This is a genomic window from Sphingomonas jaspsi DSM 18422 (assembly GCF_000585415.1).
GTDB lineage: Bacteria > Pseudomonadota > Alphaproteobacteria > Sphingomonadales > Sphingomonadaceae > Sphingomicrobium > Sphingomicrobium jaspsi.
Window position 1 is genome coordinate 1146283 of record NZ_KK073876.1, and the last position, 23515, is coordinate 1169797.

Here is a 23515-nt window from a genome sequence, read left to right on the forward strand (position 1 = left end):
GGGTCAGCCGAGCGCCGCACCGTCGTCGAAAATTTCTTCGATACGCAGGTCGAACAGCCGGGCCAGCTTGAAGGCGAGGGGCAGCGACGGATCGTGCTTGCCGGTCTCGATCGCGTTCACGGCCTGCCGCGACACCCCGATATGACCGCCAAGATCGGCCTGGCTCCATCCGCGTTCGGCGCGCAGCACCCGAAGGCGATTGTTCATGCGCGGCTCCTCCACATTTCGACGTGAAAGCCGATGAAGAAGGCGGCGAGCGCGATGATCCCGATCCAGGTCGGCGTCGGCTGCCAGCTGAAACCCGCCTCCTCCAGCCGGTGCGACAAGGTCGGAAATGCTTCCGCCCAAAAAGTCACCGCAATCGTCGCGAAGAAGGCCAGCGCGGTGCCGGCGCTCCACAGGCTCCTGGCATAATCGTCGCGGAATTTCTGGCGGAACAGCACCAGAACGATGACGACCAGCATGCCGACGATGAAGCCCTGCCAAAAATCCGGCGCGCCGAACCAGTAGGCAAGGCCGAGCGTCGCCAGCAGCGCGGCGCCGCTGTGGGCCGCGACATAATAAAGCTGTTCCTTGGGCATTTTGGACATCGGATCGCAACCTTGGATGAAAGGGGTTCAGCGGGGTTCGTCTTCGCTATCGGCGAGTTCGCTCGCAGACTGGCGGTTCCAGACGAGAAAGAAGGTCGGCAGCAGGCTGGCGTAGAGGAAAATGCCCCAGAACAGCGCGTTGAAATGATCGTAGGTTCGCGGGATCCACAGGCCGGCTTCGCCGCCGATCGCGAAGTAGAGCACCGCCAGCAGCGATAGCGCCGTGAAGGTCGCATAGGCCGTGGACATGGCGCGCTGGCGCAATTTCAGCTCGAATTCGTCGAGCAGATGGACCTGCTCGCCTACGATCTTCTGAACGTGAGATCCGTAGACGGGCAGGGCGAAAGCAAGCGACGCCGCGATCACCAGCAAGCCGCTGATCTTCGCGGCCGGATGATCGACCGTCATGATGGCACCGCCGATCGGGTAGGCGGCTAACGACAGGGTGGTGAGCGCGCGTACGGCCTTGATGGACAGGCCCTTGCCGTCGCCGTTCGTGGACCGATAGAAAATCATCGTCTCATTCCGTCAGTTCATGCTGACACAATGTCAGCTTGTCCTGACTTTATGTCGCGATTCGCTGACAATGTCAACATGACCTTACATTTGGTCATGATATGCTGACTTTTCAGAGGGAAATTGGCCGCGGCATTGACGCGTTTCCGCCCTTCCGCCAAAGCCCGCCGCATGAGCGAAAAAGCGCCGCTGAGCTTCCAGGACCTGATCCTGACCCTGCACCGCTATTGGGGCGACCAGGGCTGCGTCATCCTGCAGCCCTATGACATGGAAATGGGCGCGGGGACCTTCCACCCGGCGACCGTGCTGCGTGCGCTCGGCCCCGATCCGTGGAACGCGGCCTTCGTCCAGCCCTGCCGCCGCCCGACCGACGGCCGCTATGGCGAAAACCCCAACCGGCTCGGCCATTATTACCAGTATCAGGTGATACTGAAGCCGAGCCCTGCGAACTTGCAGGAACTCTACCTCGGTAGCCTCGACGCCATCGGCATCGACCCGCTGAAGCACGACATTCGCTTCGTCGAGGACGATTGGGAAAGCCCGACGCTGGGCGCCTGGGGCCTTGGCTGGGAAGTGTGGTGCGACGGGATGGAGGTGACCCAGTTCACCTACTTCCAGCAGGTCGGCGGCTTCGACTGCAAGCCGGTCGCGGGCGAGCTTACCTACGGGCTCGAACGCCTCGCCATGTATATCCAGGGCGTCGACAATGTCTTCGACCTGAAATTCAACAATGCGGGCGTGACCTACGGCGACGTCTTCCTCGACAATGAAAAGCAGATGTCGAAGTGGCATTTTGAGGTGGCCGACACCGACGCCTTGTTCGACCTGTTCAAGAAGGCGGTCGCGGAGAGCGAAAACAGCTTGAAGAACGGCGTGCCGATCGCGGCCTATGAACAGGCGATCAAGGCCAGTCACGTCTTCAACACGCTCCAGGCCCGCGGCGTCATTTCGGTCGCCGAGCGCCAGGCCTACATCGGCCGCGTCCGCGACCTCGCCAAGGGCGCCTGCGCCGCGTGGATGGATTACAAGGGGTATGCCGCGTGAGCGCCGATTTCCTGCTCGAACTCCTCAGCGAGGAAATCCCGGCGCGGATGCAGGCCAAGGCCCGCAACGACCTGTCGCGCCTGTTCGCCGAAGGGCTGGCCGCGGCCGGCCTTACCCATGACGGCATCGTCACTTACTCGACCCCGCGCCGCCTCGCGCTGATCGCCAAGGCGCTGCCCGGCGCGACGCAGGCGGTGAGCGAGGAACTGAAGGGCCCGCGCACCAGCGCGCCGCCGCAGGCGCTCGAAGGGTTCCTGCGCAAGACCGGCCTCACGCAGGACCAGCTGGAAGATCGCGACGGCGTCTGGTTCGCGGTGATCGACAAGCCCGGTCGCGCCACCAGCGAGGTGTTGGCCGAGCTGATCCCGCAGATCGTTCGCGAATTCCCCTGGCCCAAGTCGATGCGCTGGGGTGCACCGTCGCTCTCGACCGCATCGATGCGCTGGGTGCGCCCGCTCCATTCGATCGTCGCGCTTTATGGCGAGACCATCGTCGATGTGCAGATCGAGGGCGTGGCGTGCGGCGCGACCACGCTCGGCCATCGTTTCCACCATGCCGGCCCAATCACCATCGGCGGTGCAGGCGATTATGTCGAAAAGCTGCGCGCCTGCCATGTGCTGGTCGACCAGGAAGAGCGCGAGCGCATCATCCGCGACGGCGCGCGCAAGCTGGCCGATGATGCGGGGTTCTTCCTTGTCGAGGACGAGGGGCTGGTGGTCGAAAATGCCGGCCTCACCGAATGGCCGGTGCCGCTGCTCGGCTCGTTCGACCATGACTATCTGGATGTGCCCGAAGAGGTCATCCAACTCACCGCGCGCATCAACCAGAAATATTTCGTGCTGCGCGGCGGCGACAACAAGCTCGCGCCGCACTTCATCTGCACCGCCAACATCGACGCCAGCGACGGCGGCGCGGCGATCGTCGCGGGCAACGAACGCGTGCTCGCCGCGCGGCTGAGCGATGCGCGCTTCTTCTGGGAGCAGGACCTGAAAGTCCCGCTGGAAGAGCAGGCGAACAAGCTCGAGCAGATCGTCTTCCATGAAAAGCTCGGCACCGTCGCCGACAAGGTCGAACGCGTCGCGAAACTGGCCCGCTGGCTGGTCGAGGAAGGCATCGTCAAGGGCGCATCCGCCGACGACGCCGAACGCGCCGCGCGCCTCGCCAAGGCCGACCTCGTCACCGGCATGGTCGGCGAATTCCCCGAGCTTCAGGGCGTCATCGGCGGCTACCTCGCCGCAGCCCAAGGCGAAAAGCCCGAAGTCGCCGCCGCCATCCGCGACCATTACAAGCCGGTCGGACAGGGCGACGAAGTGCCGACCGCGCCGGTGACGGTGGCGGTGAGCTTAGCGGATAAGCTGGATACCCTTGTTGAGTTTTGGTCAGCAGACGAAAAGCCGACGGGAAGCAAAGATCCATTTGCCCTGCGTCGGGCAGCGTTGGCGATTATTAGGACATTTTTGGATCGCGGAATTCGTGGATCACAAAAGGATCTGTTCCTCGAGGCACGGACGAATTCACTCCAACAGGATTTTGAGCAAACCGTTGATCGAATGTGGCCTGCCATTCTCGCTGAGCAGGATAACGCTCGCCAAAGTGTCGCAGAGTTGATGGCGGTTCAGGAGGGCGAAGTTCATCACATCGCCGCCATTTGGCAACAAATGGAAAGGCAAGAGTCGTCATTTCGCATGACGGAAGCTCAAGCGAAGGACATTGCTTCAGCCTATGCGGCTCGTGAGATGCAGGTCGAGCACCAGATTAATTGGAAAATTTGGGAAGACTTTGAAGCGTTCTTCACCGATCGCCTAAAAGTCCAGCAGCGAGAAGCGGGGGTTCGCCACGACCTTATCGACGCGGTGTTTGCGCTCGGCGGAGAGGACGACCTCGTTCGTCTGCTCGCCCGAGTGAAAGCGCTTCAGGCGTTTGTGGAGACGGGTGAGGGGACCAACCTGCTGGCTGGCTACAAACGCTCAGCGAATATCCTCAAGAAGGAAGAGTGGGATGCGGCCGTCGCCTCGACCTCCGCGGTCGAGACGGAGGAACAGGCGCTGATCGATGCCCTCGACATCGCCGAGCCCAAGGCCCGCGTGGCGGTCGAGGCGGAGGATTTCACCGCCGCCATGGCCGCGCTCGCCTCGCTGCGCGCGCCGATCGATGCCTTTTTCGACAAGGTGACGGTCAACGCTGACGATGCGGGCGTCCGCGCCCGCCGCCTGAACCTGCTCGCCCGCTTCCGCGATGCGGTTCACACGGTGGCCGACTTCTCGAAAATCGAGGGCTGACGGGCGCCGGCGTGTCCGGGGGACAGGCCGAGCACGTCAGGAGCCCCAACGGTCAGGCGCGGGTGCTGTCGTCCGGGTCGCGGTCGGCGCTGTCCTTCACCCCGTCGCCATCGCGGTCGCGGCCGAGGATGCGGTCGACGAAGCCGACCGGCTTTTCCGCCGGGGTGACGACGCCGTCATTGTTGACGTCGCGCGGATCGCCGGTGGCAACGACCGGCGCTGCGGCAACCGTACGATTGCGTTCGGCATCGCGCAGGGCGGCGGCGCGAAGCGCGTCCTGCTCACGCCATTCCTTTTCACGGGCGCTGTGCGTCGTTTCCAGTTCGCGCCGGCGGTCGACCTCGGCGTTGTAGCGGTGCTTCCACTTGCGGCCACCGCCCGAAAACAGGAAGCCGCCGACCAAGAGGCCGAGCACGAAGACCAACATGACGATAACCCATTGGTCGGTGGTGAAGTCGAGCATCGCTTATCCCCTGTGACTGTTCGTCAGGGTCAATGCGCGCCGCAATCGTTTCGTTCCCGCGAAAACGGAACCGCCGCCGGCTCCAGCGAGGGAACCGGCGGCGACCTTCTCCCCCACCAGGAGAATGGGTTGAAGACGCTTAGGTCTTGAACAGGTTGTCGCTGATCGAACAGGCCGCCGGGCCAAGGATCACGACGAACAGGGTCGGAAGGATGAACAGGATCAGCGGGACGGTCATGATCGCCGGCAGACGCGCCGCCTTTTCTTCCGCGCGCATCATGCGCTCGTTGCGGAATTCGGCCGACAGCACGCGCAGCGCCGAGGCGAGCGGGGTGCCATATTTTTCGGTCTGGATCATGGTCGTCACCACGCCGCGGATCGATTCCAGGTCGACGCGGTTGGCGAGGTTTTCGAACGCCTGGCGACGTTCGCTGAGGAAGCCCAGTTCGATCGCGGTCAGGCCGAATTCGTCGCCCAGTTCCGGATAGGCCTTGCCCAGTTCGCGGGCGACGCGGTTGAAGGCGGCGTCGACGGTGAGGCCGGCTTCGGCGCAGATGACCAGGAGGTCGAGCGCGTCGGGCAGGCCCTTGCGGACCGCATGGCTGCGCTTGGTCACCTTGTTCGACAGCCACAGGTCAGGCGCCTTGTAGCTGAGCAGGAAGGTGCCGGCGACGAAGGCATATTGTTTGAACCAGCCCCAGGTCGGGAAATAGTCGAAGACGTAGACCAGCAGCACCGCCGACGTGCCGAGCACGATCGGCAAGACCATGCGCGCGAAGATGATGAAGAAGGCCAGGTCCTTGGTGCGGATGCCGGCCTGCATCAGGCGCAGCTGGGTCTTCTTGATCTGGTCTTCCTGCAGCACCTTGAAGCTGGACAGGATGCCGCGCACGCGGTCGGCAGCGACATTCTTGTTGGTCAGTTTCTTGCGCTTGTTGGTCGACGCGACGATGCCGGCCTTCAGCTGCTCGCGGCGTTCGTTGAGCGCCTTGACGCGGCGGGCCATCGGGTCGCGCACCGTGGTCGCGGCATAGATGGCGACGAGGACGGCCATCGTGGCGACCGCGCTCAGCAGGGTCGCGACCCAGATGACGTCAACGCCGAGAAGGGTAGGTCCGGAGGTGGGAGCTGCCATGACTTATCGCTTCCTCAGATCTCGAAGTTGACCATTTTGGCCATGATGGCGACGCCAATGCCCATCCACAGCAGGCCGCCCATGCCGGCGATCATCAGTCGCTGGTCGCTGAAGAAGCCGGCCATGTAGGCAGGGTTCACCATGTAAACGAGGCCGAAGACGATGAAGGGCAGCGAGCCGACGATATAGGCCGAGGCCTTGGATTCAGAGCTCATCGCCTTGATCTTCAGCTTCATCTGGCCACGCTTGCGCAGCACATCGGCAAGGTTGGACAGGGTTTCTGCCAGGTTGCCGCCGGTTTCGCGCTGGATCGCCAGCGTGATGACGAAGAACTGGAATTCCGGCGTGCCGAGGCGGTCTGCGGTTTCCTGCAGTGCCGCTTCCATGGTGCGGCCGATCTTCATCTTGTCGGCGACCGTGCGGAATTCGTCCTGAACCGGGCCCTGGATTTCGCTTGCGACGATACCCAGCGTTTCGGTGATCGGCAGACCCGAGCGCAGCCCGCGAACCATCAGTTCAATCGCGTCCGGGAAATTGTTGGTGAAGGCGGCAATACGGCGCTTGATCAGGAAGCCGATGGCCATGTGCGGCAGGCCAAGTCCGATCATCAGGCCGATGAATAGGGCCAGCAGGAAGGGCGCACCCTTCAGCAGCAGCAGTGCCATGATGAACAGCGCCGTGCCGAGCGAGAACATCATATATTTGGAAAGGCTGATGTCTTTGCCCGTCTGTTCAATCCGCTTGCGCAGCAGGGCGGGCTTGGGAATCAAGGTCGACGCCAGGCTTTCCATGCGCGCCGCGCGGGCGGCGTTGAGCTTGCGGATCTGGGCCTGCGCGGCCGCAGCGAGCGAGCCTTCGAGGTGGCGTTCCTTGACCGCCTCCATGCGCCGCTTTGCCGCCTTGCGCGGGTTGGGGCCGGACATGGCGCTGACGCCCATGAACAGCACCGCCGCCAGTCCCACTGCCAATAGGAGGATGTAAAGCATGATCCGTCCCGTCGTCCTTCATGGCCGGCGGGCAGGCATCAGCCCGCGCCGCCGTCCGTCCTAGTTCAAGCGGCCTTGTCTTTCGGCTTGGCCAGCATGCCCTTCAAATTGCCCATCAGGCCGCCCTTGGCGCCGGCGCCATTGCTGCCTGCGCTGCTCGACTTGCCTTCCGATGCACCTTCTTCGCTGGCATGGCTCAGCACCATGTTCAGCAGCTGGGTGAAGGGCTGGCCGACCTTGCCGGTCGCGATTTCGGCGACCGGTTTGCCAAGCTTCGCAGCCTGTGCGGCGACCTTGCGATCGTCGACGAAGACGATGTCCACGTTGCGTTCGATCGACTGCTCGAAATCCTTTTTGCTGATTTCGAGCGCACCGCCGGCCGACACGCGGTTCGCCGCGACGATGACCTTGGTCTGGGGCGCATTGGCCTTCAGCCAGGCAAGAACGCGGATCGTGTCGCGCGTCGCTGCCAGCGTCAGTTCGCTAACCACCACCGCGACATGGGCGTCGTGCACCATGTGCGGATACTGGATCAGCATCTGCCGCGGCAGGTCGACGACCGTCGCTTCGAAGGCATTCTTCATTTCTTCCTGAAGCTGGAAGAAGGCCGTGCCGTCGGTCATCAGCGGCTGATTGATCGGCGCTTCGGCCGACAGCACACTGAGGCGCTCGTTGGCGCGGATCATGGCGCGTTCGATGAACAGGCCGTCGATACGGCTCGGGTTCTCGATCGCGTCGGTCAGGCCGCGGCCCGGCTCGAGGTCGAGCGCGAGCGCACCGGTGCCGAAGTGGACGTCGAGGTCCAGCAGCGCCGTGGAGCGGCTGGCCTTGGCGCCCATCAGCCACGCCAGGCTGGTGGCGACAGTGGACGCGCCGACGCCGCCGCGAACGCCGATCACGGCCGTCATGACATGCGGCTTGTCGGCCTGCGCTTCGCCGCGCGGTCCCGACAGGATCGCCTGGGCATGCGCGAAGGTGTCGCGCAGCTGGTCGACCGTGAACGGCTTCAGCAGATAGTCGTGGATGCCGCTGGCGACGAGGTCGCGATAGAGGCGGACATCGTTAACCTGGCCGGCCGCGATCACGATCGTGCCCGGCTCGCAGACTTCCGCGAGGGCGTTGATGTCGTTCAGCGGATCGGCCGATTCCGACAGGTCGACGAACAGGATGGTCGGGCTCGCCGAGACCGACAGGGACTGGACCGCGTTGCGCAGACCGCCCTTGTTCACCTTTTCGGGCGACCAGCCATGCTCGACCGCCACCGGGCGCAGCATGTCCGCCGTCGCATCGTCACAGACGAAGGCGGTGAAGGGGTCACGCAGACCCGCTCGTGCCTGGAAGGGGGCGTTCATCTTATTTATCCTCCTTGGTGGAGACGGACTGCAGCTTGCCGGAGCCGGTCGGAACCTGCTTGCGGTAGACGTCGACGGCCTTGGCGGCGGTCCGGGCATCGACGACGCCCGAGCCTTCGCGGCCGTGAACCAGGTCCTCCGGATTGGCGATCATGGCGGCATAGGCGCCGTTCACGGCACAGCCGAAGTTCGAATACATCGTGTTGTCGAGCGTACGTTCCGACCGGTCGGACCAGTTCGGGCAGTTCGGCACCGATGCGCGGGTGCGGCTGACGACGACGCGAACCGCGCCGGGTGCAACCTGTCCTTCGGTCACCGGGGCGCCGTCGCTGACCATCATGCCGTAGCGACCGGCAACCCGGGCAACGTCGCGGCGCGCCGCATCGCTGTAGGGGCCGTCGACGTAGATGCTGTCGCCGTAGCCGAGCTGGAGACCGGCGAACCAGCCGTCGAGGCGGGCCTGTTCGGTCGAACCCAGCGATCCGTCGGGGGCCGCCGCATCGAACACATAGGTCGATTTGGAAACCACCGGCACGTTGAGCGATTCCACGCCGCGGGCGGGGATGTTCGCGTCGGTATGGACGCAGCCGGCCAGGCTGGTCGCCGCGGCAAGGATGAGAAGAGTCTGTTTCATCGATATTCTCCCTTGTCCGGCGATTACATCTTGAACCCGGGCGCGACGGCCGCGCCGACCGGGGCAGGGGCCGACGCAACGGGAACGGTCCCGTAGGTCTTGCCTTCCAGCACCTGGTCGGTGGCCGACGGGGCACGGTAGCCGTTGGTCGGAAGCGGCAGCTGGCCCGACACCGGACGCACCAGATAGGGCGTGACGATGATCACCAGTTCGGTTTCCGCGCGGCGATAGCTTTTCGACCGGAACAGTGCGCCAAGGATCGGCAGGTCGCCGAGGAACGGCGCCTTTTCGATGCTGTTGGTGTTGGCGTTGCGCAGCAGGCCGGCGATCATGAAGCTTTGGCCGCTGCCCAGCTCGACCGTGGTTTCGGCACGGCGGGTGGTCAGCGCCGGGACGTCATAGCCGCCCAGCTTGATCGAGCCTTCGTTCGACAGCTCGCTGACTTCCGGGCGGACGCGCATCGAAATGCGGCCGTCGGCCAGCACGATCGGCGTGAAGGCCAGGCCGACGCCATATTGCTTATATTCGATGCTGATCGACGAATTGCCCTGGCCAACCGGGACCGGGAATTCGCCGCCGGCCAGGAAGCTGGCGGTTTCACCCGAAAGTGCGGTCAGGTTCGGTTCGGCGAGCGTCGTCACCAGGCCGTCATTTTCGGCCAGCTGGAGGGTACCCAGCAGGTCGAGGCCGAACAGCTTGCCCGCAGCGCCGAGCGTCGTGCCGGTGCTGCCGATCTTGAACGTACCGTCGGTGATCGAACCGGCGTTGCCCTGTCCGATTCCGAACTGGAAGCCGCCGGTGGTGTCCTGCGACAGCAGGTTGACGCCGATGTTGCGCGTCACCGACCGGTTCACTTCGGCGATCTTGACCTTCAGGTTGACCTGCAGCGGCGTCGCCGACTTCAGGCGGCTGACGACCTGCGTGCCTTCGCCGACATAGGCCTGCACCAGGCGCTGCGCCTCGGCGGCATCGTCGGGCGAGGCGACCGTGCCGGTAAGGAGCACGAGGCCGTTCATCGGGGTCGCGTCGATCCGTGCATCCGGCATCGCCATCCGCAGCATCTCGTCGACCGAGCCGACATTCTGGCCGACGCGGACGTTGGCGGCATAGACCACCCGGCCGTTGCGATCGGTGGCGTAGATGGTGGTTTCACCGGCGCCCTTGCCGAACACATACAGCTGGGTCGAGCTGCGCACCTGCACGTCGGCGACCGTGTCGTTGGCGACGAACAGGTCGGCCATCGGAGCGCTCAACCGCACCAGCGTGCCGGTGTTCTTCGAAAGGTTCAGCGTTTCCGACGGGCGGGCCGACTGGGCCGCGACGGCGGGGGTGCTGATTGCCACCGGGCCGAGGCCCATGGTCAGCGCGGCGAGGGCAACGCCCAGGCGAACGCTTTTCTGTTGCTTGAAGCTGGTCATCTTAGAACGCTCCCATCGCGGAGGTGGCCTTCGAAATGCGGCGACCGGCATCGGCAGTGCTGCCGCGGGTCACGGGCACAATGGTGACATTGCCGCCGCGCGACACGCGAACCACCGGGCCGGTCGGCGCCGCGACACCGACAGGTGCCTGGGCGGCTCCGCCCGTTTCGGTGGGCGAGGTACGGGTCGGGACGCTGCTGCGCTGGAAGCGCGACACATCGCCGCCGGTCACGAAGGTGGTGTTGCTGTCGGTCGGGCGGTTGGCCGCGCTGGACAGCAGCTGGCGTTCCTGGGCGGCGTTGGCGCCGGCCGGGACCTTGACGTCGCCCGATGCAATGGCTCGGTCGAGTTCGGCAGCGTTGTCCGTCAGCGACCGCAGGGTCAGGGTCAGCGTGCCGACCGACTGGGCGACCGCGATCTTTTCGGCGATGCGCGGGGTGACTTCGACGGTCACGTTGCTGGCGGTGCGGACGACGACCTTGCCGTCTTCATCCTTGTTGTCGACGCGCTGGTCGGTCGCAAGGACGCGGATGTTGCGGACGATGGTTTCCGACACTTTCAGCGCCGGGCCGTCGCCGCCGCCCCGGACTTCCTGGGTCAGGACCATGTCGACATGGTCGCCCGGGAAGATGAAGCCGGCGACGCCCGAAGACGCCGACACGGGGACGGTCACGGCGCGCATGCCCGGCCCCAGCGCCGCGGCGAGGAAGCCACGATCTTGCGGACCGACCAGGACACCATGGGTCAGCGGCTGACCGGCGGTGATCGGGTTGCGGACGACCGTACCGATCAGCTTGGTCATGTCCGCGTCAGGCGAGCCTTCCGTATAGTAGGCATCCTGGATCAGTTCCTTCGGCCAGGCCTGGAAGGAAAGGCTTTCCGCGTCGATGATGGTGCCGACCGGAAGCGCCTTGCGCGCCACCAGGACTTTCGGTCCCAGCGGAACGACGGGCGCGGCGGCGGCCTGTTCGGCCCCAGCCCCGGTGAACATGTTCTTGGCCATGAAGGCGGTGACTACCGCGATGACCAGCGCTCCAACGAGCAGCGCAACCTTTTTAACGTCCATGGCGAATACGCCTCCCCAAGTGGGTCCCCTCAATGGTCATGACCATCAGGCAAAATGGTTAAGAAAGCGTTGGGCGAGTAACCATAGTCCGCCGAACGCGATTGCGACGCCGTACGGAACCTCCGGACGGCCTTCCTTTTTGCGGATTTTCGTCTCCGCCAGCACGATGATGGTCAGCGCCCCGCCGGCCAGCGACATCATCACCAGCATCTGCAGCGTTTCGTAGGGCGTAAACCATAGCGCCAGCGCGCCGGCGAGCTTGACGTCCCCGCCGCCCATCGCGCCGACGTGGAACATCAGCGCGAACAGGACGAACACGCCGATCGCCACCCCGACGCGGATCGCGGCATCGGGCCACAGCCCGACTCCGCTGGCCCACCAGAATAGCGGCGCCATCAGCGCAATGGCGATGTTGATGCCGTCGGCGATGGTGAAGGTCTTGATGTCGACCACCGCAATCCAGACCAGCAGGATCCCGAGAACGGCGAGCAATGCGAAGGTGAATGTGGGATTCATCATCCAACCCCTCTAGACGCAAGGCCTTTCCAAACCGTAACCAGCCCGCGACATGGCCATAACCGACATCCTGATTGTGGGCGGCGGCATCGCCGGGGCGAGCCTTGCGGCGCGGCTGGCGGGCGAGCGAAAGGTCACGCTGATCGAGGCCGAGGATTTGTGCGGGCGCCATTCGACCGGGCGTTCGGCGGCCTTCTGGCAGGCCAGCCTCGGTGCGGGGACGCCCGAGCGGACGTTAAGCCTGCTGTCCAAGCCCTTCTTCGACGCAAACTGGCCGTGGGGCGACGTGCCGCTCTTGCGCCGTCGCGGCACGCTGCACCTGATCCACGAGGAGGGTCAGCGCCTGCGCGACATCGAAAGCAGCGGCGAATTTGCGCTCGACTATCTTGATCGCGCCGCGCTCGACGCGAAACTGCCCGGCCTGCGCGACCAGTGGATCGGCGCCTGGTGGGAACCGAGCTGCGCCGACATCGAAGTCGCCGCCTTCCACGCCGCCTGCCTCGCTGCGGCCCGGCGCAAAGGGGCCGCGATTCGCACCGACCATCAACTGCGCACCGCGACCAGGCAGGGCGACGGGTGGCGTGTCGAAACCAGCGGCGGCGACATCGAGGCCGGCATCATCGTAGACGCAGCCGGCGCCTGGGGCGACGAGGTCGCTGCGCGTTGCGGCGTCGGGGCGATCGGCCTGACCCCCAAGCGGCGCACGGTCGTCCAGCTGCGCATCGGGCGCGGCGATTGCCGTGACATCCCGATGGTCACCGACCTTCACGAAAGCTTCTACTTCAAGGGCGAGGGTGAGCGCAGCGTGTGGGTCTGCCCGCTGGACGAGACCCCGGTCGAACCCTGCGATGCGGCCCCAGAGGAACTGGACGTGGCGATTGCCATCGACCGGTTCGAAAAGGCGGTGCGCTGGCCGGTGGAAGCGGTCGAGCGCAAATGGGCGGGCCTCAGGACCTTCACGGCCGACAAGCGGATGCGATTCGGCTTCGACCCGGACGAGCCCGGCTTCTTCTGGTGCGTCGGGCAGGGGGGCATGGGCATCCAGACCGCGCCCGCGGCATCGTTGCTGTCGGCACGACTGATCCTTGGCCAGCCGCTGGGCGACGAATTGGCCGGTCTCAGCGCGAACGATTTCGCGCCGAAGGCCTAGCGGCGTTTCTCCGCCTCGGCGCAGGCGAGCGCGTCTGCGCGCTCATTTTCCGGATGGCCGTTATGGCCGCGGACCCAGTGCCAGTCGATTCGGTGCGGCTTCACCGCTTCCACCAGCGCCTGCCACAGCTCGGCATTCTTGACCGGCTTCTTGTCGGCAGTCTTCCAGCCGTTGCGCTGCCAGCCGTGGACCCACTTGGTGATCCCGTCGCGTACATAATTGCTGTCGGTCGTCAGGCTGACCTGGCACGGCTTCTTCAGCGCGTTCAGCGCCTCGATCGCGGCCATCAGTTCCATGCGGTTGTTGGTGGTCGGCGACTCGCCGCCCGACAGTTCGCGTTCCTTGCCGGCGGACCGCAGGATCGCGCCCCAGCCGCCGGGTCCCGGGTTGCCCTTGCAGGCGCCGTCGGTGAAAATCTCGACCAGCGGAAGATCGGTCATCGCGGCGGATCAGGCCACCAGTTCGCGCGGCAGCTTGAACACCATGTCCTCGTTGACGTGCGCCGCTTCCTCTTCGGTCACGTCGAAGCGTTCGGACAGGGCGTCGACGACTTCGCGGACCAGCAGTTCGGGCGCCGATGCGCCGGCGGTGAGCCCCAGTGTTTCGGGATAGCCGAGCCAGTCCCAGTCGATGTCCGACGCACGCTGGATCAGCCGCGCGGGGATGGCCATGCGCTCGGCCACTTCGGCGAGGCGCAGCGAGTTGCTGCTATTCGGGGCGCCGATGACGAGCATCTTGTCGGCGCGGTCGGCGATCGTCTTGACCGCGCCCTGGCGGTTGGACGTGGCGTAGCAAATATCTTCCGCCTTGGGCCCGCGAATGTCGGGGAAGCGGTTGACGAGAGCGGCGACGATCTGCCGCGTGTCGTCGACCGAAAGGGTGGTCTGCGTAAGATAGGCCAGCCGCTCCTTGCCGGTCGGGTCGAAGGCCGCGACGTCGTCCAGCGTTTCGATGAGGCTGATCGATCCTTCTTCGACCTGCCCCATGGTGCCGATCACCTCGGGGTGACCGGCATGACCGATGAACAGGATGTGGCGGCTGTCCTCGATCAGGCGCTGGGCCTGGCGGTGGACCTTGCTGACTAGCGGGCAGGTGGCGTCGAGATAGTCGAGCCCGCGCGCCTCGGCCGCCGCGGGAACCACCTTGGGCACGCCATGGGCGCTGAACACTACGGGTCGGCCGTCGGGCACTTCGTCGAGTTCGTCGACGAACACCGCCCCCATCCCGCGCAGCCGGTCGACCACGAACTTGTTGTGGACGATTTCGTGGCGGACATAGACCGGCGGGCCGTAGCGCTCGATCGACAGTTCGACGATCTTGATGGCGCGGTCGACGCCTGCGCAAAAGCCGCGGGGACTGGCGATCAGGATGTGGAGCGGGGGTTTAGGGGAAACCATGGGCGCGATGTAGGCTATTGCTTGCAGCACGCCAAGGCGCTTCCTATGACAGCGTGCAATCGACCCTGACTTTATCAAGGATATCGCCATCGTGAAGCTGCGTCTTACCGCCCTTGCCCTGGTCCTCCTCGCCACGGCCTGCTCGAGGGAAGGGCAGATCCAGGACGGCGGCATCTACATCACCCGTTCGGTGTGCCCGCAGGTCGGCATTCCCGCCGCGACCGGCGACATCACCCTGTTCAACCCGTCGAATCGCACCGATGCCGCGGCGCTGGACGTCAGCGCGACGATCACCAACCTTCGCCCCAGCTGCGACGACACCGGCGCCAACGTGATTTCGACGGTGACGTTCGACGTCGTCGCGACGCGCCGGTCGGCCGACGGCGACCGCACCGTCGTGCTGCCCTATTTCGACGTCGCCATGCAGGGCGGCTCGAACGTCATTGCCAAGCGGGTCGGCCGGGTCGCGCTGCAGTTCCCGGCAGGCCAGCTTCGCGCCCAGACGCAGGGCCAGGCCACGATCCAGGTCAACCGTGCCTCGGTCACCTTGCCCGAAGATGTGCGCAAGGAACTGACGCGCGAGCGCAAGTCGGGCGACGCCGACGCGTCGATCGATCCGCTGTCGAAGCCGGAAATTCGCGACGCGGTCGCCAAGGCCACGTTCGAACATCTGATCGGCTTCCAGCTGACGCAGGAGCAGCTTCGCTACAACGCGACGCGTTAATCCTTCACATCGGCCCTGCGGCGCGTTGACTCGGCGCGTCGGCACGGCCACAGCGATGCCGTCGCCCGGTGCCGGATTCTTCCGGCGACGGAAGGCAGACGCGGGAGAGACCTGCCCATGCCGGGGCAGGCGCCGAAGGAGCAACCGCCCCCGGAATCTCTCAGGCAGAAGGACCGCGTCCGCCCGACACTCTGGAAAGCGTTTCGCGCCGTCGTGCGCGGGACCACCGAAGGGGTAAGTCACGGACCCGCGCCGCGACGAAAGCTCTCAGGTTGCCGAGACAGATGGGGGCCCGTTTCAGCGGCGCAGGGCGGAGCCTTGTGCCATCGGGCTTTAATCAAGGGCGGCACAGATGAGCGATTCCACCGAAACTTTGGCCCAGCTGCCGCTCGATGCCTGGCATCGCGCGAAGGGCGGCCGCATGGTCCCGTTCGCGGGTTATGAAATGCCGGTCCAGTACGAAGGCATCATGGCCGAGCATCTGTGGACCCGCGAGTATGCCGGCCTGTTCGACGTCAGCCATATGGGCCAGTTGCTGTTCCATGGCCCGGACCTCGACACCGAGCTGGAAACGCTGCTGCCGGGCGACCTCAAGGCGCTGAAGGACGGCCGCCTGCGCTATTCGATGCTGCTGACCGAAGACGGGGGCATCATCGACGATTTGATGGCGACCCGTCGCGGCGAGCATTTCTACCTGGTCGTCAATGGCGCGACCAAGCATGGCGACATCGACCAGTTCCGGAGCCGTCTGCCTTCGACCATCGTCATGGATCATATGAAGGAGCAGGCGCTGCTGGCGCTGCAGGGTCCCAAGGCGGTCGATGCGCTCGACGCGCTCGTGCCCGGCGTTTCCGAACTGAGTTTCATGCAGGCGGGCCTGTTCCATTGGGACGGCAAGCCGCTGTGGATCAGCCGCTCTGGCTACACCGGCGAGGACGGATTCGAAATTTCGGTGTCGAGCCGCGACGTCGAAGCGTTGGCCGACGCGCTCTCCGCCGACGAGCGGGTCAAGCCGATCGGCCTCGGCGCGCGCGATTCGCTCCGCCTCGAAGCGGGCCTGCCGCTCTACGGCCACGACCTCGATACCGAGACGACACCGGTAGCCGCCGACCTGACCTTCGCGATCGGCAAGCGCCGCCGCAACGACGGCGGGTTCGCCGGTGCCGACCGCATTCTTGCCGAACTGGCGAGCGGCGCGATCAGCAGGCGCGTCGGCCTCAATGTCGAAGGCCGCCAGCCGGTCCGCGAGGGCGCAATGGTGCTCGACGCCGAAGGCAATGAGGTCGGCAAGGTGACCTCGGGCGGCTTCTCGCCGTCGCTGCAGCGGCCGATCGCGATGGCCTATGTGCCGGTCGCGCTGGCCGAAGCGGGCACCGCCATCACCCTTTCGCAGCGCGGCAAGCTGTTCCAGGCGACCGTCGCACCGATGCCTTTCGTCCCCCACCGCTATCACCGCAAACCGCAGGGAGCCTGATCGATGAGCCTCTATTTCACCAAGGACCATGAATGGATCCGCGTCGAGGGCGACGTGGCGACCGTCGGCATTTCCGACCATGCGCAGGCTGCGCTGGGCGATATCGTCTTTGCCGAAGTCCCCGAAGCGGGCCGCACCCTGTCCAAGGGCGATGACGCCGCGGTGGTCGAAAGCGTCAAGGCCGCCAGCGACGTCTATGCCCCGGTGTCGGGCGAAGTCGTCGAAGGCAATGCCGCCATCGCCGACGAACCTTCGCTGATCAACAGCGACCCGCAGGGCGCGGGCTGGTTCTTCAAGATGAAGCTCAGCGATGAAAGCGAGCTCGGCGGCCTGATGGACGAAGCCGCCTACCAGGATTGGTGCAAGACGCTGTGAAGCCCGACGCGCCGACCTCAACCAGCCAGTGGGACGCTGCCGACTATGCCAAGGTCGGCGGTTTCGTGCCCGCGCTGGGTCAGGCGGCGCTCGACCTGCTCGATCCGCATCCGGGCGAGGAAATCCTCGACGTCGGCTGCGGCGACGGCACGCTGACGCTCAAGATTCGCGAAGCGGGTGCCAGCGTCGTCGGCATCGACAATAGCGAAAGCATGATCGCCGCCGCCCGCGCCAAGGGCCTCGACGCGCGGCTGATGGACGCGTCGGAAATGCGATTTTCCGAGGCGTTCGACGCGGCCTTTTCCAATGCCACGCTGCACTGGATCCTTGCCAAGGATCGCGCCGCCCGCGCCATTTGGTTCGCGATTCGCCCCAGCGGGCGCTTTGCCGGGGAAATGGGCGGGGAGGGTAATCTTGCCCGCCTGCGCGAGGCGCTGGACGATGTGCTCGTCCTGCGCGGCTACGGACCACCGACCTATGCCGCCAACTGGTATCCCAGCGTCGACGATTTCGTCGAAACCTATGAGGCCGCGGGCTTCCGCGACATCGACGCCCGCCTGATCGAACGGCCGACCCCGCTGGCACACGGTGTCGCCCCCTGGGTGCTGACCTTCCGCGCCGGCTGGATGGACCGTGCCGGGGTGCCGCTGTCCGAACGTCAATCCATTGCCGACGAGGTCGCCGACCGCGTCGGAACTACCACCGCAGACTATGTCCGCCTCCGCTTCTGGATGAGGAAACCTTAAATGCGTTATTTGCCGCTGAGCGACGCCGATCGCTCGGACATGCTGAAGACCATCGGCGCGGGCAGCGTCGACGAGCTGTTCCGTGACGTTCCCGAAGAAGCCCGGCTGACCGGCCCGATCCGCGGCCTGCCGATGCATGCGCCGGAAATGGCGGTCGAACGCCACCTCGGTGCGCTGGCCAAGAAGAACATGGTCGCGGGCGAGGTGCCCTTCTTCCTCGGTTGCGGCGCCTACAAGCACCATGTGCCGGCCAGCGTCGACCACCTCATCCAGCGCGGCGAATTCCTGACCGCCTACACGCCCTACCAGCCGGAAATCGCGCAGGGCACGCTGCAGATGCTGTTCGAATTCCAGACGCAGGTCGCACGGCTGCTCGGCTGCGAGGTCGCCAATGCGTCGATGTACGACGGCTCGACCGCCTGCTGGGAAGCGATTGGTATGGCCGGGCGCGTGACGCGGCGGAAGAAGGCGATCCTGTCGGGCGGCCTTCACCCGCATTATGTCAGCGTGTGCAAGACGATGGCCAAGTTCACCGGCGACACGCTGGTGACGGCCGAACCGCGCCTTGAAGCCGCCACCGATGTTGACGAACTGATCGCGCAGATCGACGGCGATACCAGCTGCGTCGTCGTCCAGTACCCCGATATCCTCGGCCGCATCACCGACCTAGCCCCCATCGCCGAAGCGGCGCAGGCCAAGGGCGCGTTGCTGGTCGCGGTAGTCACCGAGCCGGTGGCGCTCGGCCTCATCAAGGCGCCGGGCGAAATGGGCGCGGACATCGTCGTCGGCGAAGGCCAGTCGATCGGCGTCGGCCTGCAGTTCGGCGGGCCCTACGTCGGCCTGTTCGCGACCCGCGAAAAATATGTCCGCCAGATGCCGGGGCGTTTGGCGGGCGAGACGGTCGATGCCGAGGGCAAGCGCGGCTTCGTGCTGACCCTGTCGACCCGCGAACAACATATCCGCCGCGAGAAAGCGACGTCGAACATCTGCACCAATTCCGGCCTCTGCGCGCTGGCCTGGTCGATCCACATGACACTGCTCGGCGAAAAGGGGCTGACCGAGCTTGCCAAGGTGAACCATGCCAAGGCGGTGAAGGTGGCAGAGCGGCTGTCGGCTGTCCCTGGCGTCCGCCTCGTCAACGATGCCTTCTTCAACGAATTCACGCTCGAACTGCCGGTCGAAGCGCGGCCCGCGGTCCATGCGATGGTCGAAGCGGGCGTGCTGGGCGGGGTGTCGCTTGGGCGGCTCTATCCCAGCGTCGACGCGCTCAAGAACGGACTGGTCGTGGCGGTCACCGAAGTGGTCAGCGATGCGGATATCGACGCGCTGGAAGCGGCGCTGAAGGAGGCGGTGAAGTGAGCTCGGTCAATCCTTCAGGCTGGCGCCCGGAAGCGCCAATGGCAGGTGAAAGCGCTGCGACCGGCACCACCACCGGCAACCGCGCGCTGATGCTCGAAGAGCCTTTGCTGTTCGAAATCGGCCGCCGCGACCAGACCGGCGTCGATATCGACACGGTCGAGCTCGGCAACGCGCGCCTTGGCGGCCTCGAACGCGATGGCGTCGACCTGCCGGGCCTGAGCGAACCCGAAACGGTGCGCCACTACACCCGCCTGTCGCGGCAGAACTACGCCATCGACCTCGGCCTTTTCCCGCTCGGATCGTGCACGATGAAGCACAACCCGCGCCTCAACGAGAAGATGGCGCGCCTGCCCGGCTTCGCCGACATCCACCCGATGCAGCCGCAGGAAACGCTGCAGGGCGCTTTGGGCCTGATCGACGAGCTGGCGCACTGGCTGGTGACGCTGACCGGCATGAGCGCGGTGGCGATGAGCCCCAAGGCCGGCGCGCATGGCGAGCTGTGCGGCTTGCTGTGCATCCGCGCCGCGCTGGAAGCGCGCGGCGATGCCCGTTCGGTCGTGCTGGTGCCGGAAAGCGCGCACGGCACCAACCCGGCGACCGCTGCCTTCTGCGGCTACAAGGTCGAAAATATTCCGGCCACCAAGGAAGGCCGCGTCGATCTCGAAGCATTGAAAGCCCGCCTCGGTCCCGATGTCGCCGCGGTGATGATCACGAACCCCAACACTTGCGGTCTGTTCGAACCGGACATGAAGGCGATCAGCGACGCGGTCCATGCCGCAGGCGGCCTGGTCTATTGCGACGGCGCGAACTTTAACGCGGTGGTCGGCAAGGTCCGCCCTGGCGACCTTGGCGTCGATGCGATGCACATCAACCTGCACAAGACCTTCTCCACCCCGCACGGCGGCGGCGGTCCGGGTTCGGGTCCGGTCGTGCTGTCGGAGGCGCTCGCGCCCTTCGCGCCGCTGCCGATGGTGATGAAGACCGCCGACGGCCTGCGCCTGGTCGAAGAGGAAAATGCCGGCGCAGATCATCCGCAGAGCTTCGGCCGCATGGTCGCCTTCCACGGACAGATGGGCATGTTCACGCGCGCGCTGAGCTATATCCTCAGCCATGGTGCCGACGGCCTCGCGCAGGTCGCGGAGGATGCGGTGCTCAACGCCAACTATATCCTCAGGAGTCTGGAAGACGTGCTCGACGCGCCGTTCGCGTTCAGCGGGCCGTGCATGCACGAAGCGATCTTCAGCGATAAGGGTTTCGCCGACGGTTTCTCGACCATCGACGTTGCGAAAGCGCTGATCGACGAAGGATTCCACCCGATGACCATGTATTTCCCGCTGGTCGTCCATGGCGCAATGCTGGTCGAGCCGACCGAGACCGAATCCAAGGCCAACCTCGACCAGTTCATCGCCGCGCTGCGCTCGATCGCGGAAAAGGCGAAGGCGGGCGATCCGGCGCTGAAGGCCGCGCCAATCTACGCACCGCGTCGCCGGCTCGACGAAACGCTGGCCGCGCGCAAACCAATACTTGCCTACAAGACGCCCGCGCCCGATGGTGCTGGCACCGGCCTGGGGGCCAAGTACGGCGGGGGTTAATTTATGGACGCAGCGTTTATCCAGTCAGTCATGCCGATCGTGGTCGTCGCGATCGTGCTGGCGCTCAGGATCCGGTCCATGTCGAAGGAACGGCCGCTGAAATCGGGAACGCTGTGGGTCCTGCCCCTCATCCTCGTCGCGCTGGGCGCGGTCAGCCTGTTCGCCAATCCGCCGACGGTCATCGGATGGGCGATCTGCATTGCAACCTTTGCCATCGGCGCGGCCATCGGCTGGCAGCGCGGCAAGATGATCCACATCTGGCGCGATCCTGCCAACGGCCAGCTGATGCAAAAGGCGTCGCCCGCCGCGATGCTGCTGCTGGTCGGCGTCATCGCCACGCGCTTCGCCATCCGGTCCTACTATGGGGTCGATCCGGCAGCCGGCGACCATCTGAGCGGGCAGGCGCTGCTGGTCACCGACGCGCTGCTGACCTTCGCGATCGGGTTGATCGGCTTTACCCGGGTCGAAATGGCCTTGCGTGCCAAGCGGATCGACGCGGGCGAGGAGCAGCCGGCATGAACTGGGATGCGATCTTCGGGTTCACCAATATCGTCGCGCTGATCGCGTGGGCGATGCTGCTGCTGATGCCGCGCGGGCCGAAGACGATGGCGATGATCCTGTATCTCGGTGTCGGTTTGCTGTGTTTCACCTACCTCGCGCTGATCGTGTCGATGCACGCCGGCTGGCTCAACGCCAACCGCCTGCCCGGCGCGCCGCCGCCCAATTTCCTCGACTATAATATCGCGGGCCTCCGCAACCTTTTCATGAGCGACGGCGGGCTGGTGATGGGCTGGACCCATTACCTCGCCTTCGACCTGTTCGTCGGCCAGTGGGTGGCCAAGGACGCCGACCACAAGGGCTTTTCGCGGATCGTCCAAGTGCCGTTCCTGCTCCTGATCTTCATGGTCGGCCCGGTCGGTTTCTTCATCTGGCTGCTGGTTCGTGACCGGCGCGCGCGCAAGCTTGCGCCGACCGACGGCAAGCGTGGCTGAACCCAGCCTGCCGCCCTACGGCGTCGGCGACCTGCCGGGGGCCGGCAAGCGCGAGGCACCGGCCGCGGCACGCAACATCGGACCCATCGGCGACGTCCTTGCCGACTGGCTGCCGGAAGCGGGCACGGTGCTGGAAATCGCCAGCGGCACCGGCGAACATGCGTTGGCCTATGCCCGCCGCTTTCCCGGATTGGACTGGCTGCCGACCGACCCGGACACCGAAGCCATGGCCTCGATCGCCGCATGGCGCGATGAGGGCCCATCCAACCTCCTGCCCCCGCAGCGCATCGACGCCACCGACGCCGCTTGGCCGGTCGCGACGGCCGACGCCATCCTGTGCATCAACATGGTGCACATCAGCCCGTGGGACAGCGCGGTCGGCCTGGTCGCAGGCGCTGCGCGGACCTTGCGCCCGAGCGGGCGCCTGATCCTATACGGCCCGTGGCTTGAGCGGGGCGTCGAACCGGCGCCGTCGAACATCACGTTCGATGGCTGGTTGAAGGAACGCGATCCGCGCTTCGGCCTGCGCGAGGTCGAGACGTTCGCCGACCTCGCGTCGCTTCACGGCCTACGCCTTGTCGAGCGCCGGACCATGCCGTCCAACAACCTGATGCTATTGTTCGAACGGGCGGGCGCCTGACCGGCTGCCTGCCCAGAGGAATATCCACACCGCGATCAGCGCCAGCGCCCAGCCGCCGATCACGTCGGTCGGCCAATGAACGCCAAGGAAGGGCCGGGTCAGCCCGGCGGCGATCCCCATCGCACTGGCCGCAAGCACGGCCGGAACTCGATAACGGGCGGGAGCGAGGGTGAGCGCGATCATTAGGTAGATCGCAAGGCTGTTGGCGCTGTGACCGCTGGGAAAGCTGCTGCTGCTGGTGGCGACGGCGGGAAGGTCGAAATTGGGACGCGGGCGGTCGAACAGCAGCTTCAACCCGTCCGCCGACAATCGTTCGAGCGCGATGCCCCCCGCCAGCCATCCGGCGAGAACCAACCGCCGCCGCACGACCAGCCACAGCGCCGCCAGCAGCCCGAAGCCGATGGTCGCATAGGCGCTGCCGAAAAAGGTCACCGCAATCGCGAACTGGGTCAGGCCGGGATGCGCCAGCCGCAGCTTCAGCAGCGCGGTGTTGGCGGCAATGTCCCACGGATTGGTGACGCCCCCGATCCATGCCGCCACGGCGAAGATCGCCACCAGCAGGGCAAGGGTCCAACCCGATCGAAAAATCGTCATGCGCACCGCCCCTGTTAAAGCCTGCTTTACCCGAAAAGTTTAGTTCATAACGGATGGACCAGTCCGACGTACCCCAGAATCGCAAATCGCAGCGTGCCAATGTGCTGATGCAGGCAAGCATCGAAGTGTCCGGCACTTCGCTGCCGGTCAAGTTGCGCAACCTGTCGTGCGATGGTGCGCTGGTCGAATCCGACAAATTGCCGGTCGAAGGGTCGGCCGTTGTTTTTCGTCGCGGCGACCTCGCCGTGCCGGGGCGCATTGCCTGGACCAGGACCCGCCATGCCGGCGTCAGCTTCAACCGCAAGCTGGACCCCGAACAGGTTCTGCGTCATGTGCCGCAGCCGCGCGCACGGGTCGCGCCGTCGTTTCGCCGCCCCGGCCTCAAGTCGCAAAGCCTGAGCGCGCAGGAACGCAAGTTCGGCGAGATGTGGTTGCAGAGCGGGGCGATCGCGCCGCTGGGCGACTGACCGACG

At 65.5% G+C, this 23515-nt stretch carries 27 protein-coding genes and 1 riboswitch; of the genes, 13 read left to right on the top strand and 14 right to left on the bottom strand.

All coding sequences use genetic code 11. The features are described 5' to 3' along the window. Nucleotides 1–3: 3 nt before the first annotated feature. Genes G570_RS05855 through G570_RS05865 form a run of 3 tightly spaced genes read right to left on the bottom strand, consistent with a single transcriptional unit; the run spans nucleotide 4 to nucleotide 1106 of the window. Nucleotides 4–207 (bottom strand): helix-turn-helix transcriptional regulator, encoded by a 204-nt coding sequence (locus G570_RS05855; RefSeq protein ID WP_037500082.1) that lies wholly within the window; start codon nucleotides 205–207, stop codon nucleotides 4–6. Beyond that, a complete protein-coding gene (locus G570_RS05860; RefSeq protein WP_037500085.1) occupies nucleotides 204–590 on the bottom strand; it encodes a hypothetical protein in 387 nt (128 codons plus the stop codon). The genes G570_RS05855 and G570_RS05860 overlap by 4 nt, the downstream gene beginning before the upstream one ends. A 27-nt stretch (nucleotides 591–617) precedes the next feature. After that, entirely contained in the window at nucleotides 618–1106 is a 489-nt protein-coding gene (locus tag G570_RS05865; protein ID WP_037500089.1) for a hypothetical protein, read from the bottom strand. A gap of 171 nt (nucleotides 1107–1277) precedes the next feature. Here G570_RS05865 and G570_RS05870 point away from each other — a divergent pair, with 171 nt between their 5' ends. Both G570_RS05870 and glyS read left to right on the top strand, forming a co-directional pair. Then, nucleotides 1278–2150 (top strand): glycine--tRNA ligase subunit alpha, encoded by an 873-nt coding sequence (locus G570_RS05870; RefSeq protein ID WP_037500092.1) that lies wholly within the window; start codon nucleotides 1278–1280, stop codon nucleotides 2148–2150. A 47-nt stretch (nucleotides 2151–2197) separates the two neighbouring features. After that, the gene (gene glyS / locus G570_RS05875; protein ID WP_051504527.1) at nucleotides 2198–4429 is read left to right on the top strand and encodes a glycine--tRNA ligase subunit beta; all 2232 of its coding nucleotides are present in this window, start codon (nucleotides 2198–2200) and stop codon (nucleotides 4427–4429) included. Between the two features lie 52 nt (nucleotides 4430–4481). Here the strand turns inward: glyS and G570_RS05880 are convergent, their stop codons facing one another. The 8 genes from G570_RS05880 to G570_RS05915 all read right to left on the bottom strand — a co-directional run bounded on the left by G570_RS05880 (nucleotide 4482) and on the right by G570_RS05915 (nucleotide 12002). Next, nucleotides 4482–4892: a hypothetical protein gene (locus tag G570_RS05880; protein WP_037500098.1), complete on the bottom strand. Its 411-nt coding sequence runs from the start codon at nucleotides 4890–4892 to the stop codon at nucleotides 4482–4484. A gap of 139 nt (nucleotides 4893–5031) precedes the next feature. Continuing rightward, the gene (locus G570_RS05885) at nucleotides 5032–6027 is read right to left on the bottom strand and encodes a type II secretion system F family protein (RefSeq protein ID WP_037500100.1); all 996 of its coding nucleotides are present in this window, start codon (nucleotides 6025–6027) and stop codon (nucleotides 5032–5034) included. 14 nt (nucleotides 6028–6041) lie between these two features. Continuing rightward, nucleotides 6042–7013 carry a type II secretion system F family protein gene (locus tag G570_RS05890; protein WP_037500103.1) on the bottom strand — a complete coding sequence of 324 codons (972 nt, stop codon included), beginning with the start codon at nucleotides 7011–7013 and terminating at the stop codon, nucleotides 6042–6044. A gap of 65 nt (nucleotides 7014–7078) precedes the next feature. Then, complete coding sequence (locus G570_RS05895; RefSeq protein WP_037500106.1) at nucleotides 7079–8365, bottom strand: pilus assembly protein CpaE; 1287 nt, start codon at nucleotides 8363–8365, stop codon at nucleotides 7079–7081. A 1-nt stretch (nucleotide 8366) separates the two neighbouring features. Further along, entirely contained in the window at nucleotides 8367–8999 is a 633-nt protein-coding gene (locus G570_RS05900; RefSeq protein ID WP_037500110.1) for a CpaD family pilus assembly protein, read from the bottom strand. Nucleotides 9000–9022: 23 nt separating this feature from the next. After that, complete coding sequence (locus tag G570_RS05905) at nucleotides 9023–10417, bottom strand: type II and III secretion system protein family protein (RefSeq protein WP_051504076.1); 1395 nt, start codon at nucleotides 10415–10417, stop codon at nucleotides 9023–9025. Between the two features lies 1 nt (nucleotide 10418). Next, on the bottom strand, nucleotides 10419–11483 hold the full coding sequence (gene cpaB / locus G570_RS05910) for a Flp pilus assembly protein CpaB (protein WP_084607556.1): 1065 nt from the start codon (nucleotides 11481–11483) through the stop codon (nucleotides 10419–10421). 45 nt (nucleotides 11484–11528) lie between these two features. Beyond that, nucleotides 11529–12002 carry an A24 family peptidase gene (locus tag G570_RS05915; RefSeq protein WP_037500113.1) on the bottom strand — a complete coding sequence of 158 codons (474 nt, stop codon included), beginning with the start codon at nucleotides 12000–12002 and terminating at the stop codon, nucleotides 11529–11531. 49 nt (nucleotides 12003–12051) lie between these two features. Between G570_RS05915 and G570_RS05920 the strand changes: the two genes are divergently transcribed. Continuing rightward, nucleotides 12052–13149 (top strand): NAD(P)/FAD-dependent oxidoreductase, encoded by a 1098-nt coding sequence (locus G570_RS05920; RefSeq protein ID WP_037500117.1) that lies wholly within the window; start codon nucleotides 12052–12054, stop codon nucleotides 13147–13149. On the opposite strand, the gene rnhA is transcribed toward G570_RS05920, so the two are convergent. Then, entirely contained in the window at nucleotides 13146–13589 is a 444-nt protein-coding gene (gene rnhA / locus G570_RS05925; protein WP_037500119.1) for a ribonuclease HI, read from the bottom strand. The genes G570_RS05920 and rnhA overlap by 4 nt on opposite strands. A 9-nt stretch (nucleotides 13590–13598) precedes the next feature. After that, nucleotides 13599–14546 (bottom strand): 4-hydroxy-3-methylbut-2-enyl diphosphate reductase, encoded by a 948-nt coding sequence (gene ispH / locus G570_RS05930; protein ID WP_037500122.1) that lies wholly within the window; start codon nucleotides 14544–14546, stop codon nucleotides 13599–13601. A 91-nt stretch (nucleotides 14547–14637) separates the two neighbouring features. On the opposite strand from ispH, the gene G570_RS05935 reads away from it, so the two are divergent. The 9 genes from G570_RS05935 (at nucleotide 14638) to G570_RS05975 (ending at nucleotide 22448) form a co-directional block, all read left to right on the top strand. Further along, a complete protein-coding gene (locus G570_RS05935) occupies nucleotides 14638–15270 on the top strand; it encodes a hypothetical protein (RefSeq protein ID WP_245600262.1) in 633 nt (210 codons plus the stop codon). Between the two features lie 91 nt (nucleotides 15271–15361). After that, a riboswitch (glycine riboswitch) is annotated at nucleotides 15362–15456 on the top strand. Nucleotides 15457–15622: 166 nt separating this feature from the next. Beyond that, nucleotides 15623–16744, top strand: a complete 1122-nt coding sequence (gcvT, locus tag G570_RS05940) for a glycine cleavage system aminomethyltransferase GcvT (protein ID WP_037500124.1) — start codon at nucleotides 15623–15625, stop codon at nucleotides 16742–16744. Nucleotides 16745–16747: 3 nt separating this feature from the next. Beyond that, nucleotides 16748–17119 (top strand): glycine cleavage system protein GcvH, encoded by a 372-nt coding sequence (gene gcvH, locus G570_RS05945; protein ID WP_037500126.1) that lies wholly within the window; start codon nucleotides 16748–16750, stop codon nucleotides 17117–17119. Then, the gene (locus tag G570_RS05950; RefSeq protein ID WP_245600263.1) at nucleotides 17104–17865 is read left to right on the top strand and encodes a class I SAM-dependent methyltransferase; all 762 of its coding nucleotides are present in this window, start codon (nucleotides 17104–17106) and stop codon (nucleotides 17863–17865) included. The genes gcvH and G570_RS05950 overlap by 16 nt, the downstream gene beginning before the upstream one ends. After that, nucleotides 17866–19224 carry an aminomethyl-transferring glycine dehydrogenase subunit GcvPA gene (gene gcvPA, locus G570_RS05955; RefSeq protein ID WP_037500132.1) on the top strand — a complete coding sequence of 453 codons (1359 nt, stop codon included), beginning with the start codon at nucleotides 17866–17868 and terminating at the stop codon, nucleotides 19222–19224. A gap of 38 nt (nucleotides 19225–19262) precedes the next feature. Beyond that, nucleotides 19263–20816 carry an aminomethyl-transferring glycine dehydrogenase subunit GcvPB gene (gcvPB, locus tag G570_RS05960; protein WP_174377465.1) on the top strand — a complete coding sequence of 518 codons (1554 nt, stop codon included), beginning with the start codon at nucleotides 19263–19265 and terminating at the stop codon, nucleotides 20814–20816. A 3-nt stretch (nucleotides 20817–20819) separates the two neighbouring features. Then, nucleotides 20820–21335, top strand: a complete 516-nt coding sequence (locus G570_RS05965; protein WP_037500137.1) for a CcdC protein domain-containing protein — start codon at nucleotides 20820–20822, stop codon at nucleotides 21333–21335. After that, nucleotides 21332–21808: an ABA4-like family protein gene (locus tag G570_RS05970; protein WP_037500140.1), complete on the top strand. Its 477-nt coding sequence runs from the start codon at nucleotides 21332–21334 to the stop codon at nucleotides 21806–21808. The genes G570_RS05965 and G570_RS05970 overlap by 4 nt, the downstream gene beginning before the upstream one ends. Beyond that, nucleotides 21801–22448, top strand: a complete 648-nt coding sequence (locus G570_RS05975) for a DUF938 domain-containing protein (RefSeq protein WP_245600264.1) — start codon at nucleotides 21801–21803, stop codon at nucleotides 22446–22448. The genes G570_RS05970 and G570_RS05975 overlap by 8 nt, the downstream gene beginning before the upstream one ends. Here the strand turns inward: G570_RS05975 and G570_RS13155 are convergent. Beyond that, a complete protein-coding gene (locus tag G570_RS13155) occupies nucleotides 22422–23042 on the bottom strand; it encodes a phosphatase PAP2 family protein (protein ID WP_051504079.1) in 621 nt (206 codons plus the stop codon). The two genes, G570_RS05975 and G570_RS13155, sit on opposite strands and share 27 nt — an antisense overlap. A gap of 53 nt (nucleotides 23043–23095) precedes the next feature. Here G570_RS13155 and G570_RS05985 point away from each other — a divergent pair, with 53 nt between their 5' ends. Continuing rightward, entirely contained in the window at nucleotides 23096–23509 is a 414-nt protein-coding gene (locus tag G570_RS05985; protein ID WP_037500142.1) for a PilZ domain-containing protein, read from the top strand. The last annotated feature ends 6 nt before the right edge of the window (nucleotides 23510–23515 follow it).

Bases quoted from the DNA above. Each gene is read 5' to 3' on its own strand.
- G570_RS05855 (WP_037500082.1), bottom strand. From the start codon at position 207: ATGAACAATCGCCTTCGGGTGCTGCGCGCCGAACGCGGATGGAGCCAG.
- G570_RS05860 (WP_037500085.1), bottom strand. From the start codon at position 590: ATGTCCAAAATGCCCAAGGAACAGCTTTATTATGTCGCGGCCCACAGC.
- G570_RS05865 (WP_037500089.1), bottom strand. From the start codon at position 1,106: ATGATTTTCTATCGGTCCACGAACGGCGACGGCAAGGGCCTGTCCATC.
- G570_RS05870 (WP_037500092.1), top strand. From the start codon at position 1,278: ATGAGCGAAAAAGCGCCGCTGAGCTTCCAGGACCTGATCCTGACCCTG.
- glyS (WP_051504527.1), top strand. From the start codon at position 2,198: ATGCAGGCCAAGGCCCGCAACGACCTGTCGCGCCTGTTCGCCGAAGGG.
- G570_RS05880 (WP_037500098.1), bottom strand. From the start codon at position 4,892: ATGCTCGACTTCACCACCGACCAATGGGTTATCGTCATGTTGGTCTTC.
- G570_RS05885 (WP_037500100.1), bottom strand. From the start codon at position 6,027: ATGGCAGCTCCCACCTCCGGACCTACCCTTCTCGGCGTTGACGTCATC.
- G570_RS05890 (WP_037500103.1), bottom strand. From the start codon at position 7,013: ATGCTTTACATCCTCCTATTGGCAGTGGGACTGGCGGCGGTGCTGTTC.
- G570_RS05895 (WP_037500106.1), bottom strand. From the start codon at position 8,365: ATGAACGCCCCCTTCCAGGCACGAGCGGGTCTGCGTGACCCCTTCACC.
- G570_RS05900 (WP_037500110.1), bottom strand. From the start codon at position 8,999: ATGAAACAGACTCTTCTCATCCTTGCCGCGGCGACCAGCCTGGCCGGC.
- G570_RS05905 (WP_051504076.1), bottom strand. From the start codon at position 10,417: ATGACCAGCTTCAAGCAACAGAAAAGCGTTCGCCTGGGCGTTGCCCTC.
- cpaB (WP_084607556.1), bottom strand. From the start codon at position 11,483: ATGGACGTTAAAAAGGTTGCGCTGCTCGTTGGAGCGCTGGTCATCGCG.
- G570_RS05915 (WP_037500113.1), bottom strand. From the start codon at position 12,002: ATGATGAATCCCACATTCACCTTCGCATTGCTCGCCGTTCTCGGGATC.
- G570_RS05920 (WP_037500117.1), top strand. From the start codon at position 12,052: ATGGCCATAACCGACATCCTGATTGTGGGCGGCGGCATCGCCGGGGCG.
- rnhA (WP_037500119.1), bottom strand. From the start codon at position 13,589: ATGACCGATCTTCCGCTGGTCGAGATTTTCACCGACGGCGCCTGCAAG.
- ispH (WP_037500122.1), bottom strand. From the start codon at position 14,546: ATGGTTTCCCCTAAACCCCCGCTCCACATCCTGATCGCCAGTCCCCGC.
- gcvT (WP_037500124.1), top strand. From the start codon at position 15,623: ATGAGCGATTCCACCGAAACTTTGGCCCAGCTGCCGCTCGATGCCTGG.
- gcvH (WP_037500126.1), top strand. From the start codon at position 16,748: ATGAGCCTCTATTTCACCAAGGACCATGAATGGATCCGCGTCGAGGGC.
- gcvPA (WP_037500132.1), top strand. From the start codon at position 17,866: ATGCGTTATTTGCCGCTGAGCGACGCCGATCGCTCGGACATGCTGAAG.
- gcvPB (WP_174377465.1), top strand. From the start codon at position 19,263: ATGGCAGGTGAAAGCGCTGCGACCGGCACCACCACCGGCAACCGCGCG.
- G570_RS05965 (WP_037500137.1), top strand. From the start codon at position 20,820: ATGGACGCAGCGTTTATCCAGTCAGTCATGCCGATCGTGGTCGTCGCG.
- G570_RS05970 (WP_037500140.1), top strand. From the start codon at position 21,332: ATGAACTGGGATGCGATCTTCGGGTTCACCAATATCGTCGCGCTGATC.
- G570_RS13155 (WP_051504079.1), bottom strand. From the start codon at position 23,042: ATGACGATTTTTCGATCGGGTTGGACCCTTGCCCTGCTGGTGGCGATC.
- G570_RS05985 (WP_037500142.1), top strand. From the start codon at position 23,096: ATGGACCAGTCCGACGTACCCCAGAATCGCAAATCGCAGCGTGCCAAT.